We start from the raw sequence: 14,815 nt of genomic DNA, 5'->3' as shown, positions 1-14,815 counted from the left end.
CGGCTCCGTTACTGATGCGTCACAACGATTAATCGCAGCGCATCCAGGCGCCATCCCGCTTGCGACAGGCTTTCCATAACCTGCTGGCGGTTGCTTTCAATGGCAGCCAGTTCGTCATCGCGAATGTTCGGGTTGACCGCTTTCAGCGCTTCCAGGCGTGAAAGCTCCGCAGACAATTTCTCGTCGGCTTCGCTGCGGGCCGCGTCGATCAGCTCACGCGCGGCGACTTCCACCTGCGCTTCACCTTTTTGCAGGATGGTATGCACGTCCTGCTGTACAGCATTGATCAGTTTGCTGGCCGTATGGCGGTTAACCGCGCTGAGTTGACGGTTAAAGCTTTCGAATTCCACCTGCGCCGCCAGGTTAGTACCGTTTTTGTCTACCAGCAGGCGGATAGGCGTTGGCGGCAGGAAGCGGTTAAGCTGTAACTGCTTCGGCGCTTGCGCTTCCACAACATAAATCAGTTCCAGTAACAGCGTGCCAACCGGCAGGGCTTTGTTTTTCAACAGCGACAGAGTGCTGCTACCGGTATCGCCTGAGAGGATCAGATCCAGACCGTTGCGGATAAGCGGGTGCTCCCAGGTAATAAACTGCGCATCTTCGCGAGAGAGGGCGACATCACGCTCAAACGTGATGGTGCAGCCATCTTCCGGCAGACCCGGGAAATCCGGCACCAGCATATGGTCAGACGGCGTCAGGACGATCATGTTTTCACCGCGATCGTCCTGGTTGATGCCGATGATATCGAACAGGTTCATCGCAAAGCTTATCAGCGCGGTGTCATCGTCCTGTTCGGCGATGCTCTCCGCCAGCGCCTGTGCTTTTTCGCCGCCGTTAGAGTGGATCTCCAGCAGGCGGTCGCGGCCCTGTTCCAACTGGGCTTTCAACGTATCGTGCTGCTCGCGGCAGGATCTGATCAGCTCTTCAAAGCCGTCGGTATTCTCCGGTGCTGCGAGGTAATTAATGAGCTGACCGTGCACGCTATCATAGATGGCGCGGCCAGTCGGGCAGGTGTGCTCAAACGCATCCAACCCTTCGTGATACCAGCGCACCAGCACGGACTGTGCGGTTTTTTCCAGATAAGGAACGTGGATCTGAATGTCATGCGCCTGACCAATACGATCCAGACGACCGATACGCTGCTCCAGCAGATCCGGGTTAAATGGCAGATCGAACATCACGAGATGGCTGGCAAACTGGAAGTTACGGCCTTCCGAGCCGATTTCAGAACAGAGCAGAACCTGTGCGCCGCTGTCTTCTTCACCAAACCAGGCCGCTGCGCGGTCGCGTTCGATAATGGACATCCCTTCATGGAACACCGCCGCACGGATGCCTTCGCGTTCGCGCAGAACCTGCTCCAGTTGCAGGGCGGTGGCCGCTTTGGCGCAGATCACCAGCACTTTCTGCGAGCGATGACTGGTTAAATAACCCATCAGCCACTCGACGCGCGGATCGAAGTTCCACCAGGTACCGCTATCGCCTTCAAATTCCTGATAAATCTGCTCCGGGTAGAGCATGTCGCGAGCGCGCTCTTCCTGACTTTTACGCGCCCCCATAATGCCGGAGACCTTAATGGCAGTCTGGTACTGCGTTGGCAACGGCAGTTTCACCGTGTGCAGTTCGCGTTTCGGGAAACCTTTTACGCCATTACGGGTGTTACGGAACAGCACACGGCTGGTGCCATGGCGATCCATCAACATGGTGATCAATTCCTGGCGAGCGGCGGCTGCGCCATCACGATCGCTGTTGGCGGTTTGCAGTAACGGTTCGATATCCTGTTCGCCAATCAGATCGCCGAGCGTATTGAGTTCATCATTATTCAGGTGATTACCTGCCAGCAGCAGCGCGACGGCATCGGCGACCGGGCGGTAATTTTTTTGCTCTTCAACAAACTGGGCAAAGTCATGAAAACGGTTTGGATCCAGCAAACGCAGACGCGCGAAGTGGCTTTCCATCCCCAGCTGTTCCGGCGTGGCGGTCAGTAGCAGGATGCCCGGTACGCGTTCAGCCAGTTGCTCAATCGCCAGATATTCACGGCCCGGCTCGTTTTCGCTCCACACCAGATGGTGGGCTTCGTCGACCACTAACAGGTCCCACTCGGCATCGCACAGATGCTCCAGGCGCTGTTTGTTCCGGCGTACGAAATCCAGCGAGCAGATCACCAGCTGTTCAGTTTCAAACGGGTTGTCCGCATCGTGCTGTGCTTCGGCGTAACGCTCATCGTCAAACAGTGAGAAACGCAGGTTAAAGCGGCGCAGCATTTCCACCAGCCACTGATGTTGCAGGGTTTCCGGCACTACGATCAACACGCGCTCAGCCGCACCGGAGAGCAACTGTTGATGCAGGATCATCCCGGCTTCGATGGTTTTCCCGAGACCCACTTCATCCGCCAGCAGCACGCGCGGCGCATGGCGGCGGCCAACGTCGTGGGCGATATGTAACTGATGTGGGATCAGGTTGGTACGCTGACCACGCAGGCCGCTCCACGGCATGCGGTACTGTTCACTTTGGTATTTACGGGCGCGAAAACGTAAAGCAAAACGATCCATGCGATCGACTTGCCCGGCAAACAGGCGATCCTGCGGTTTGCTAAACACCAGTTTACTGTCGAGCAGCACTTCGCGCAGGGTGATGTTGTTCTCTTGCGTATCCAGGCGAGTACCGGTGTAGGCGAGCAGACCATTTTCTTCTTTTACGTCTTCAACCGTGAGCTGCCAGCCTTCGTGACTGGTTACCGTATCGCCGGGGTTAAACATCACGCGGGTAACCGGCGAGTCGCTGCGCGCGTACAAACGGTTCTCACCCGTGGCAGGGAACAGCAGAGTAACCGTGCGCGCATCCATTGCGACGACCGTACCAAGTCCGAGTTCGCTTTCCGTGTCGCTAATCCAGCGTTGACCAAGTGTAAAGGGCATAAATGAACTCTATATCTCAAATTTCAGGCAATAGTTCGTCACCGCCTTAGGGCAGGCGGGCATAAATTTGGGGCCAGGAACAGGAAGGGCGCTATGGTACTGGATGACACCACGTTCGTATAGACTGAATTGTGTGGCTTTAAAATAATCCCAGTTGCCCTGTCAGTAGTGTAGCAAAATCATCGTCAATGAAAGGGAGAATTCCTTCCGCAACCGGCTGAAGTTGTTTACTCAGATAGTGATCGTAATCCAGTGGCGAATGCTGGTAGTCCACTGGCTCAGGGCCGCTGGTGGTCCAGACATAGTGGATAGTGCCGCGGTTCTGATACTGCGCAGGGCGGCCGCGTTTACGGTTTTCTTCATCCGCCAGCCTGGCGGCGCGAACGTGCGGCGGTACATTGCGTTCATAATCCTTCAGCGCTCTACGCAGGCGTTTGCGATAGACCAGTTGCTCATCCAGTTCGCCCGCCATCAGGCTGGCGATGGTTTCGCGCACATAATCCTGATAGGGCTCATTACGAAAAATGCGCAGGTAAAGGCTTTGCTGAAACTGTTGCGCCAGCGGCGTCCAGTCAGTGCGAACGGTTTCCAGCCCTTTAAACACCATGCGCTGGTTATCGCCTTCCTGAATCAACCCGGCGTAACGCTTTTTACTGCCCAGTTCCGTGCCGCGAATCGTTGGCATTAAAAAACGGCAAAAGTGGGTTTCAAACTCCAGCTCCAACGCACTCTCCAGTCCCTGCGCCCGCAGATGCGCAGACCACCACGCGTTTACCTGTTCGACCAGCGCGTTGCCAATACGCGCAGCCTCTTCCTCGCTGTGCGGTTTTTTGAGCCAGACAAAGGTCGAGTCCGTGTCGCCATAAATCACGTCATAACCCTGCTCTTCGATCAGCGCTTTGGTCTGGCGCATGATCTCATGGCCGCGCATGGTGATCGACGAGGCCAGGCGAGGATCGAAGAAGCGGCAGGCGCTGGTGCCGAGCACGCCGTAAAAGGCATTCATAATGATCTTCAGCGCTTGTGAGAGCGGCTTGTTGCCCTGGCGCTTGGCGTCGTCCCGCCCGTGCCAGATTTGCCCGACGATCTCCGGCAGGCAGTGTTTCTCTCGCGAGAACCAGGCGCCAAGAAAGCCCTCTGTGCTGTGTGCGTTATCCGGCTGCGCCATTCCTTCGACCAGGCCAACAGGATCAATCAGAAACGTGCGGATAATCGAGGGGTACAGGCTCTTATAGTCAAGCACCAGCACTGAGTCATACAGTCCGGGCCGTGAATCCATCACATAGCCGCCGGGACTGGCTTGTGGCGGCACCTCGCCAAGATTCGGCGCCACAAAGCCCGCGCGGTGCATACGGGGAAAATAGAGGTGGCTAAACGCGGCGACTGAACCGCCATGCCGGTCAACCGGTAAGCCATTGACTGTCGCACGCTCCAGCAGGAATGGCATGATCTCGGTTTTATGGAAAATGCGTGTGACCAGCTCGCAATCTTTCAGGTTATAAGTGGCGAGCGCCGGTTTGTCTTCGGCAAAGCGACGATCGATTTCGTCCATCCGATCCCACGGATTATCAATGGCTTTCCCCTCACCGAGCAGCTCCCGCGACACGGCTTCCAGGGAGAAAGACGAGAAATTCCAGAAGGCGGACTTCAGCGCTTCAATGCCATCGATAATCAACCGGCCGGTGGCTTGAGCAAAGAAGACGCCATTTTTAAAGCCGTGCTCTCGCCACTCCAGTTCGCTGCCCTGACGGCCAAGCGTCAACGGAACGCGATAACGTTCAGCGCTATTTTGCAGGACCCGCAGATCGAACTGCACCAGGTTCCAGCCGATGATCACATCCGGATCGTGTTGAGCAAACCAGGCGTTGAGTTTTTCCAGCAATTGCGGGCGACTGGCGACATACTCCAGATCGAAATCCACCTCCTGCGGATTGCCGTTCTCTGGCCCGAGCATATACACCGTGCGCTGCCCGCAGCTTTCAAGGCCGATACAATAAAGCTCGCCGTGGCGGCTGGTTTCGATATCCAGCGAGACCCATTTCAGCGGCGGGCGGTAGTGCGGGTTGGGTTTTAGGCGTGCATTGACCAGCGCCGTTCCCTGACTCTCGCCATCGGCCCACACCGGCGCGGTGATAAAGCGTTCCATCAGAAAGCGTTCAGGCGGGCGCACATCGGCTTCATACACGGTGATGCCGCCTTCGCGCAGCGCTTTTTCGATACGCATGAGCTGGCGATGACCGCGGCAGTAGAGGCCGTAAACCGGTTGACGGTGGAAATCCGTCAGGCTCAGGGGCGTTAAACGCCAGTGGCTTTCACTGCGCAGCAGGAGTTTGGCTTTTTCCACATGGGCGGCGGGAATAAAAGCGACCGATTCCTGCGGCGGCAAGACTACGCGCAGCGGGCCACTGTTGGTTGCCAGCCAGAACTCCACCTCGGTACCGCCGGGGGTATCCCGCCAGTGTCGGGTTAATAAAAAGCCTTCTCGCGCTTGCGCCACAGCGTTCTCTCATAAAACAAAACCAGGCAAGATTATAGCCTGGTTCGGTGTGATAAGCTGTGGTTTTATACAGTTATTGCCCGTAATAGGCTTTGGCGCCATGTTTACGCAGATAGTGCTTATCCAGCAGGGTTTGCTGCATCGGCGGCAGGCGCGGTTCGAGCTGGCGGCAGAAAATGCCCATATAGGCCACTTCTTCCAGCACGATGGCGTTATGCACTGCATCGTCGGCATTTTTGCCCCACGCAAACGGCCCATGGGAATGCACCAGCACACCGGGCATTTGCGCCGGATCGATACCTTTTCTTTCAAAGGTTTCGACGATCACATTGCCGGTTTCCCACTCGTACTCGCCGTTAATCTCTTCATCGGTCATCTTGCGCGTGCAGGGGATTTCACCATAGAAGTAGTCAGCATGCGTGGTGCCGGTCGCTGGGATCGGCTGACCCGCCTGTGACCAGATGGTGGCGTGCCGCGAATGGGTGTGCACAATGCCGCCAATCGTCGGGAAAGCCTGGTACAGCAAGCGGTGGGTGGGCGTGTCCGATGACGGCTTTTTCTGCCCCTCGACCACTTCCCCGGTAGCGATATCGACCACCACCATATCGTTGGCAGTCATCACGCTGTAATCAACGCCAGAGGGTTTAATCACCAGTACGCCTTTGTCGCGATCGACGGCGCTGACGTTGCCCCAGGTCAGGGTGACCAGGTTATGTTTTGGCAGCGCCAGGTTGGCTTCCAGCACCTGACGTTTGAGATCTTCGAGCATACTCCTCTCCTGAAAACGTTGCCGGACAGCGCTGCGCGTATCCGGCCTGCGGGGTTTGTCGGCCCGGTGAATGAAGCGTCACCGGGCGTAAGCGCGAAGGTTTAACGTTTTGAACCGTAATAAACTTCGTTCCAGCGCAGGGCATCTTTAAATGCCGGCAGGCGGGTGTCGTTATCGATGACGGTCAGCTCAACATCGTGCAGCTCGCTGAACTGGCGCATATCGTCGAGGGTCAGGGCCTGGCTAAAGACGGTATGGTGCGCGCCACCGGCAAGGATCCAGGCTTCCGATGCGGTAGGCAGATCCGGCTGCGCTTTCCACAATGCGTTAGCGACCGGCAGTTTCGGCAGATCATGCGGGGTTTTCACCGCATCCACGCAATTCACCAACAGGCGGAAACGATCCCCCAGATCGATCAGGCTGGCGTTAATCGCCGGGCCGGTTTGGGTAGAGAAGATCAAACGTGCCGGATCGGCTTTGCCGCCAATGCCAAGGTGTTGCACATCGAGGATCGGTTTTTCATGCGTGGCAATGCTTGGGCAGACTTCCAGCATGTGGGAGCCCAGCACCATGTCGTTGCCGTTTTCGAAGTGATAGGTGTAATCCTCCATAAAGGAGGTGCCGCCCGCCAGTCCGCCGGACATCACTTTCATGATGCGCAGCAGCGCAGCGGTCTTCCAGTCGCCCTCGCCGGCAAAACCGTAACCTTGTTGCATCAGACGCTGTACCGCCAGGCCTGGCAACTGTTTCAGTCCATGCAAATCTTCAAAGGTGGTGGTAAAGGCGTGGAAGCCGCCTTCTTCAAGAAAGCGTTTCATACCCAGTTCAATACGGGCGGCATCAAAGACGTTCTGACGTTTATCGCCATGCACCTGCGCCGCCGGGGTCAGGCGGTAGCTGCCTTCGTACTCATCCACCAGCGCGTTAACATCGCCATCGCTGACGGCGTTGACCACCTGCACCAAATCGCCCACGCCCCAGGTATTGACCGAGAAGCCGAACTTGATTTGCGCCGCGACTTTATCGCCGTCGGTCACCGCCACTTCGCGCATGTTATCGCCGAAACGCACCACTTTCAGATGACGGGTGTCCTGTTTGGAAACCGCCTGACGCATCCACGCGCCGATGCGCGTATGGGCGTGTTTGTCCTGCCAGTGGCCGGTCACAACGCTGTGTTGCAGACGCATACGCGCACCAATAAAGCCGAATTCGCGGCCGCCGTGCGCTGTCTGGTTAAGGTTCATAAAGTCCATATCAATGCTGTCCCACGGCAGGGACGCGTTGAACTGGGTGTGGAATTGCAACAGCGGTTTGTTGAGGATAGTCAGGCCGTTGATCCACATTTTGGCCGGGGAGAAGGTATGCAGCCATACCACCATCCCGGCGCATTTGTCGTCATAGTTGGCGTCGCGGCAAATGGCAGTGATCTCATCAGGCGAGGTTCCCAACGGTTTCAGCACCAGCTTACAGGGTAATTTCGCTTCGGCATTGAGGGCGTTGACCACCTGTTCGGCATGCTTCGTCACCTGTTTCAGGGCTTCCGGCCCATACAGGTGCTGGCTGCCAATGACGAACCACACTTCATAATTGTCGAAAATAGTCATGATCTTGTCCTTAATGAGTTAAAGCGGCCTGCGAGACTGTCGCGGCTGAAGGGAGATAGTGCTGCTCGGCGCTCTTCGCCCACTGCTGATAGCGACGATAGAGCCGTTCAAACTGTTGCGCCTGCGGCGAAGGCTGCAGGGTTTTTTCGATGGCGCTGGCCATCTTCTGCTGCGCCGCCGGGATATCCGCATGGACTTCCGCCGCCACGGCAGCAAAGATCGCCGCGCCCAGGGCGCAGCATTGCTCGGAGGCGACAACCTGAAGCGGACGGTTGAGCACGTCGCAGCAGGCCTGCATTACGCCGATGTTTTTACGTGCAATGCCGCCCAACGCCATCACGTTGTCAACGGCGATCCCCTGTTCGGTAAAGCACTCCATAATGGCGCGTGCGCCAAAGGCGGTTGCGGCAATCAGGCCGCCAAATAGCGCGGGCGCATCGGTAGCCAGATTGAGGTCAGTGATAACGCCTTTCAGGCGTTGGTTGGCATTAGGCGTGCGCCGACCGTTAAACCAGTCGAGCACCACCGGCAGATGTTCAAGAGACGGATTTTTCACCCATGCGTCAGTCAGTGCGGGCAGAAGCTGTTTCTGGCTGGCTTTGATGTGCGTTTTCAGTTCCGGATGCTGCTGCGCCAGTTGTTCCAGCGGCCAGCAGAGGATGCGACCAAACCAGGCGTAGATATCGCCAAACGCGGATTGCCCGGCTTCCAGACCAATAAACTGCGGAACCACGCTGCCGTCGACCTGACCGCAAATGCCTTTCACTGCGCGATCGCCCACGCTCTGTTTGTCGGCGATCAGAATGTCGCAGGTCGAGGTGCCAATTACTTTCACCAGCGTGTTCGGTTGCGCCCCTGCGCCCACGGCACCCATATGACAGTCAAAGGCCCCGCCGGAGATCACCACGGATTCGGAAAGCCCGAGGCGTTGCGCCCATTCGGCGGTCAGTGTGCCGACCGGTAAGTCTGCGGTATAGGTTTCGCGAAACAGCGGCCAGTCCAGATGTTTATTGATTATCGGATCCAGCGCGTCGAAGAACGATGCCGGAGGCAGACCGCCCCAGCTTTCATGCCATAAGGATTTATGCCCGGCGCTGCAACGGCCGCGACGAATGGCTTCCGGACGCGTGGTGCCGGAGAGCAGGGCGGGAACCCAGTCGCAGAGCTCAATCCACGATGCTGCCGCCTGGGCGACGGCGCTGTCGGCGCGAGTCACGTGCAGGATTTTTGCCCAGAACCATTCACTGGAGTAAATACCGCCAATATAACGGGAGTAGTCCGTGCTACCCGGCGTGTGGCACAAGCGGGTGATCGCTTCTGCTTCTTCAACGGCGGTGTGATCTTTCCACAACACAAACATGGCGTTCGGGTTGTCGGCGAATTCGGGTCGCAGCGCCAGCACTCGACCTTCAGCATCAATCGGCGCCGGTGTTGAGCCGGTACTGTCCACACCAATGCCCTTGATCTCCGCTCGCTGAGCATCGCTTAATTCCGCCAGCACTGTTTTGAGCGCGGCTTCCATCGACTCAATGTAATCCCGCGGGTGGTGACGGAACTGGTTATGCGGTGCGTCGCAATAGCGCCCTTCCTGCCAGCGCGGATACCATTCCACACTGGTGGCGAGCTCCGCCCCGGATGTGCAGTCTACCGCCAGCGCACGTACTGAATCGCTGCCGAAATCGAGGCCAATTGTGATTGCCATTGTGTTGCTCCATAAGAATAACCGTTAGGAAAAACATAGTGAGCGGCGGCAAAAACCGTCAGGCAGGATCCGCTAATCTTATGGACTAAATTGCTGTGGCATCGCAAAGTGTGACGCCGTGCAAAAATTCGATGTGGACATTTCTGCCACCTTTATAGACACTTCCGTTATCCCTTTTAACCCTGCGAGAAGGCGTCAGAAAGGCGTAATCGCTTTTATCTGGCGGGATTAGGTGATAATGGCGTTTATGCCATTTGTCCGCAGATGGCGGAGAAGTGAAGGGATTGTCAATATGGACAATTGGTTTCTTTGCCGAGCACGGGAGTATTGCGTTTATGGCTGAATCACAAAATGATCCACTGCTGCCTGGCTACTCGTTTAATGCGCATTTGGTGGCGGGTTTGACGCCCATAGAGGCGGACGGTTATCTCGATTTTTTTATCGATCGTCCGCTGGGGATGAAAGGCTTTATCCTGAACCTCACCGTGCGCGGTGAAGGGATTGTGAAAAATCACGGTAAACAGTTTATCTGCCATCCGGGGGATATTCTGCTCTTTCCACCAGGGGAAATTCACCATTATGGTCGCCATCCGGATGCCTCCGAATGGTATCACCAGTGGGTTTACTTCCGTCCGCGCGCCTACTGGCACGAGTGGTTAAGCTGGCCGACGCTTTTTGCACAAACCGGTTTTTACCGCCCCGATGAGGCGAATATGGCGCGTTTTCGCGAGCTTTTCGCGCAAATTATCGATGCCGGGCAAAGTGCCGGACGCTATGCCGAACATCTTGCGATCAACCTGCTGGAACAACTGCTGTTGCGCAGAATGGAAGCGATCAACGAATCGTTGCATCCGCCGCTGGATAACCGCGTGCGCGATGCCTGCCAGTACATTAGCGATCATCTGGCGGATAACCATTTTGATATTGCTGGCGTTGCGCAGCATGTCTGCCTGTCGCCTTCGCGGCTTTCGCACCTGTTTCGCCAGCAACTTGGGGTGAGTGTGCTGAGCTGGCGCGAGGATCAGCGCATCAGTCAGGCCAAATTGCTGCTCAGCACTACGCGCATGCCGATTGCCAGCGTCGGGCGCAATGTCGGGTTTGACGATCAGCTCTACTTTTCCCGGGTGTTTAAAAAATGCACCGGAGCCAGCCCGAGTGAATTCCGTGCAGGATGTGAATAATTCGTAAAGATTGGCAATGGTTGGTTCTGAAAAAGGATATAGCCTGTAAAATTTTCAGATAATTGAAGGCTTGACGCTCGCGGCTCCCCTCCGGAGAATCCGGCCTTCATTGCTGAACAGGACAGGTTATGGAAGCACTGCTGGAACATTTTATTACCCAATCCGCCACTTACTCCCTGGCGGCGATTGCGCTGGTGGCGTTTTTCGAGTCGCTGGCGCTGGTCGGGCTGATCCTGCCCGGCACGGTAATGATGGCGGCGCTGGGCGCGCTGATTGGCAGCGGTGAAGTCAATTTCTGGCAGGCATGGTTAGCGGGCATTGTCGGTTGTCTGCTGGGCGACTGGATCTCGTACTGGCTGGGCTGGCGTTTCAAAGCCCCGTTGCACCGCTGGTCGTTTATGAAAAAGAACAAAGCGCTGCTGGATAAAACCGAACATGCACTGCATCAGCACAGCCTGTTCACCATTCTGGTGGGGCGTTTTGTCGGGCCGACGCGCCCGCTGGTGCCGATGGTGGCGGGGATGCTGGATCTGCCGGTCAGTAAATTCCTGCCGCCGAACATTCTCGGTTGCCTGCTGTGGCCTCCTTTTTACTTCCTGCCCGGCATTCTGGCGGGGGCGGCAATCGATATTCCTGCGGATATGCAAAGCGGCAATTTCAAATGGTTGCTGCTGCTGGCGGCGCTGCTGCTGTGGCTGGCGTTCTGGCTGTGCTGGCGTCTGTGGCGCTCGGGTAAGGCCGGGATCGATCGTTTAACCACTTACCTGCCGCGCCAGCGTTTACTCTGGCTGGGGCCGGGGATGATGGGCGCAGCGGCGATCGCCGTTTTCACGCTGATGGAACACCCGCTGATGCCGGTTTACCTCAACATTCTGGGCAAAGTGATCCGCGGTTACTGACCGCGAATGCCCAGCAACGCCGACACCGCCGGTTTGCCGCTCAGCAGGTCGGTGGTCTTCCCATCCCAGGCGATACGCCCATCGGCGATAACCAGCGAACGCTCAGCAATGCGCGCAGCGTCCTCAACGCTGTGCGAGACCATCAGCAACGTTAATTGCTGACGACGGCACACTTCCTGCACCAGGGCCAGCATCTCCTGGCGCAGCGCCGGATCGAGGGCGGAGAAGGGTTCGTCCAACAGCAGCAGCGGTTGTTCGCGCACCAGGCAACGGGCAAGCGCTACACGCTGACGCTGACCGCCGGAGAGCTGATCCGGCAGCCGATCCAGCAGCGTCTCAAGCCCCATTGTGGCGGCAATTGTGGCCAGTTTTTCCTGCTGATTGTGATTCAGTTTCAGCCCGGGGTTAAGCCCCAGACCGATGTTCTGGCGCACGGTCAGGTGGGTAAACAGGTTGTTTTCCTGAAACAGCATGGACACCGGGCGCTGTGACGGCGGTGTTGTCGTGTGTGTGACGCCCTCTATCATCAACGTGCCGCTGGCCGGGGTCAGAAACCCGGCAATCAGATTCAGTAGCGTACTTTTCCCTGCACCGCTGGGGCCGAGAACGGCAATGTGCTCTCCCCGTTCGACGGAGAGCGTGAAGCGCATCGGCAGATGCTGGTAAAGCCAGGTGACATCAATCAGTCTTAGCATGGCGGCCCGGAAGTTTTTCAATCACGGTGAATAATGCAAAACAGAGCAGCAGCAAAAGCAGTGCGGTGACGGCACCATCCTGGCTGCGGTAAGCGCCGATTTGCTGATACAGATAAAACGGTAAGGTGCGAAAGTCATCATTGCCAAACAGCGCCACAACGCCAAAATCGCCAATGGAGAGCACGCAGGCAAAGGCCAGCGCCTGCGCCAGCGGGCGTTTCAGCGCGGGCAGCTCCACCACCCGCAGGCGCTGAAAACCCAGCATGCCCAGCGACTGGCACAGCACGCTGTAACGCGCCGTCAAATCACGCATTGGGTTTTCCAGCACTTTTAGCGCGTAAGGGATCGCCATCAGCGCGTTGGTGAAGATCACGATGCCATCGGCAGAAGTGGGTACGCCGATGCTGCTGTTGAACAGCAAAAAGAAGCCGGTCGCCAGCACGATCCCCGGCATCGCCAGAATCAGCATTCCGCTCAACTCCATGGCTTGCCCGGCGATCCGCCGCTCACGCGCGCGGAGCTCGCGGCTACTCCACAGCAGCATCATGGTCAGCACAACACACAAAATCCCCGCAGCCAGCGCAATGCGCAGGGAAGTCCACACCGCCTGCCACAGTACCGGTTCAGACAGTACCCTGAGTAAGCTCAGGTTGAAGCCATCGACGATCACCGCCAGTAACGGAGGGAGCAGCAGTAACAGCGCCAGGACGATCAGTGTGCTATCGGCGATCCGGCTAAACAGCCGATCTTCCGGGTTACGCCAGCCCTGGATCTGATGGCTACCGACGGCAATCGCTTTGCTTAAACGTTGACTGAGCAGCACCAGGCCCAGGCAACAGAGCATCTGGATCAGCGCCAGCATCGCGGCGCGGGTGGGATCAAAGTCGAAACTTAATGCCTGATAGATAGCCAGCTCAATGGTGGTCGCCTGCGGCCCGCCGCCCAGCGACAACACCGTGGCAAAACTGGCGAAACAGAGCATAAAAATCAGCGCGGCAACCGCCGGTATCTGGCGGCGCAGCCATGGCCACTCCACAAAGCGGAAGAAGGACCAGCCGCGCATGCCCAGTTGTGCTGCCAACTGCCGCTGCTCACCGGGGATTTGCTCCAGCGACTGCAACAACAAACGCGAGGCCATCGGCAGGTTAAAGAAAATGTGGGCTAACAAAATGCCCTGCAAACCATACGGTGAGAAGGTCCATTCCAGCCCAAGCGCGTGGCAGAGCGTGGCAAGCCAGCCCTGACGACCATACACGCTGAGGATACCGAACACGGCGACCAGCACCGGCAGGATCAGCGTCATCGCGCACAGGCGCAGCAGTGCGAGTCGGCCAGGAAAGCGCCGTCGGTAGAGCGCACGGGCAAGGAAAATCGCCGGGGCGACCGAAAACAGGGCGGAGAGGAAGGCCTGCCAGAAGGAAAAACGCACCACATGCCACAAGTAGCTGTCCTGCAGGAACGCGGTGAGTCCGGTCGCCGGTGCGTTTTGCCAGAGTGCGAAAAATGCCGCCAGCGCCACCGCCACCATGAGGGTGGCGGCGGTGATGCCGGGGAGCAGCCAGCCTGCTATTAGCGGCTGACGGCGCGTTGCCATGCATTAATCCAACCCGCGCGCTGTGCGGCGACATCCTGCGGGCTATATTCGAGAGAGGTTTGTGGTTTCACCAGCGTTTCAAAACCGGCAGGCAACGTGACATTGCTCACCGGATACATCCAGTTGCCAGTGGGAATGGTGTTCTGGAAAGAGGGCGAAACCATAAATTTGAGGAATTTCCCGGCCAGTTCAGGCTGTTTGCTGGCGGCGGTGCGTGCGGCGACTTCTACCTGTAAATAGTGGCCTTCGCTGAAATTCGCCGCTGCATAGTTATCTTTTTTCTCTTCGATCAGATGGTAAGCCGGCGAGGTGGTGTAGCTCAGCACCAGGTCGCTTTCCCCTTTCAAAAACAGACCGTAGGCTTCGCTCCAGCCTTTGGTGACGGTGACCGTTTTCGCCGCCAGTTTCTGCCAGGCTTCCGGGGCTTTGTCGCCATAGACTTTTTGCATCCACAGCAGCAGACCCAGACCCGGCGTACTGGTGCGGGGATCTTCGTAAATGATGCGCCATTTTTGATCGCTTTCGACCAGCTCTTTCAGGCTTTTCGGCGGGTTTTTCAGCTTGTTTTTATCGTAAACAAAGGCGAACCAGCCATAGTCAAACGGGACAAATGTGTCGTTCTTCCAGCCGCCAGGTACGCTGATCGCATCAGTGGCGACGCCGCTTTTGGCGAACAGATTTGTCTGCGTTGCGGCTTCCAGCAGGTTGTTATCCAGCCCCAGCACCACGTCGGCTTTGCTGTTTTTACCCTCCATGCGCAGGCGGTTAAGCAGCGAAACGCCATCTTCCAGCGTCACGAATTTCAGTTCGCAGTTACAGTCGGCTTCAAAAGCTTTTTTGACCGCAGGACCTGGCCCCCACTCGGCGGCGAAGGAGTCGTAGGTGTACACGGTCAGTACAGGTTTGGCAAAAACAGGCGCTGCGATCAGCAGCAGGAATGGCAATGATTTTTTTAACAC

Annotated in this window: 10 protein-coding genes; 2 read left to right on the top strand and 8 right to left on the bottom strand. The window is 57.1% G+C overall.

Features of this window, described 5'->3' with window-relative positions; genetic code table 11:
- Positions 1 to 8: 8 nt before the first annotated feature.
- The 5 genes from rapA to araB form a co-directional block, all read right to left on the bottom strand.
- Positions 9 to 2,915 carry an RNA polymerase-associated protein RapA gene (gene rapA, locus N7922_RS20865; RefSeq protein ID WP_263098082.1) on the bottom strand — a complete coding sequence of 969 codons (2,907 nt, stop codon included), beginning with the start codon at positions 2,913 to 2,915 and terminating at the stop codon, positions 9 to 11.
- A gap of 139 nt (positions 2,916 to 3,054) precedes the next feature.
- A complete protein-coding gene (gene polB / locus N7922_RS20860; protein WP_263098081.1) occupies positions 3,055 to 5,412 on the bottom strand; it encodes a DNA polymerase II in 2,358 nt (785 codons plus the stop codon).
- Positions 5,413 to 5,485: 73 nt separating this feature from the next.
- The gene (gene araD, locus N7922_RS20855; protein WP_263098080.1) at positions 5,486 to 6,181 is read right to left on the bottom strand and encodes an L-ribulose-5-phosphate 4-epimerase; all 696 of its coding nucleotides are present in this window, start codon (positions 6,179 to 6,181) and stop codon (positions 5,486 to 5,488) included.
- A gap of 101 nt (positions 6,182 to 6,282) precedes the next feature.
- Complete coding sequence (araA, locus tag N7922_RS20850) at positions 6,283 to 7,785, bottom strand: L-arabinose isomerase (RefSeq protein WP_263098079.1); 1,503 nt, start codon at positions 7,783 to 7,785, stop codon at positions 6,283 to 6,285.
- Positions 7,786 to 7,795: 10 nt separating this feature from the next.
- Positions 7,796 to 9,487, bottom strand: a complete 1,692-nt coding sequence (gene araB, locus N7922_RS20845) for a ribulokinase (protein WP_263098078.1) — start codon at positions 9,485 to 9,487, stop codon at positions 7,796 to 7,798.
- A gap of 335 nt (positions 9,488 to 9,822) precedes the next feature.
- Between araB and araC the strand changes: the two genes are divergently transcribed.
- Entirely contained in the window at positions 9,823 to 10,668 is an 846-nt protein-coding gene (araC, locus tag N7922_RS20840) for an arabinose operon transcriptional regulator AraC (RefSeq protein ID WP_263098077.1), read from the top strand.
- A 128-nt stretch (positions 10,669 to 10,796) separates the two neighbouring features.
- Positions 10,797 to 11,567 (top strand): DedA family protein, encoded by a 771-nt coding sequence (locus tag N7922_RS20835; protein WP_263098076.1) that lies wholly within the window; start codon positions 10,797 to 10,799, stop codon positions 11,565 to 11,567.
- On the opposite strand, the gene thiQ is transcribed toward N7922_RS20835, so the two are convergent.
- Genes thiQ through thiB form a run of 3 tightly spaced genes read right to left on the bottom strand, consistent with a single transcriptional unit; the run spans position 11,561 to position 14,815 of the window.
- A complete protein-coding gene (gene thiQ, locus N7922_RS20830) occupies positions 11,561 to 12,262 on the bottom strand; it encodes a thiamine ABC transporter ATP-binding protein ThiQ (RefSeq protein ID WP_263098075.1) in 702 nt (233 codons plus the stop codon). The two genes, N7922_RS20835 and thiQ, sit on opposite strands and share 7 nt — an antisense overlap.
- Positions 12,246 to 13,856, bottom strand: a complete 1,611-nt coding sequence (gene thiP, locus N7922_RS20825; protein WP_263098074.1) for a thiamine/thiamine pyrophosphate ABC transporter permease ThiP — start codon at positions 13,854 to 13,856, stop codon at positions 12,246 to 12,248. The genes thiQ and thiP overlap by 17 nt, the downstream gene beginning before the upstream one ends.
- A complete protein-coding gene (gene thiB / locus N7922_RS20820) occupies positions 13,832 to 14,815 on the bottom strand; it encodes a thiamine ABC transporter substrate binding subunit (protein ID WP_263098073.1) in 984 nt (327 codons plus the stop codon). Before thiB ends, thiP begins: the two co-directional genes overlap by 25 nt.

The organism is Kosakonia sp. ML.JS2a (genome assembly GCF_025642095.1).
In the GTDB taxonomy this organism is placed as follows: Bacteria; Pseudomonadota; Gammaproteobacteria; order Enterobacterales; family Enterobacteriaceae.
The sequence above is the reverse complement of the archived record's forward strand: the minus strand, read 5'-3'. Positions and strand labels throughout refer to the sequence as shown.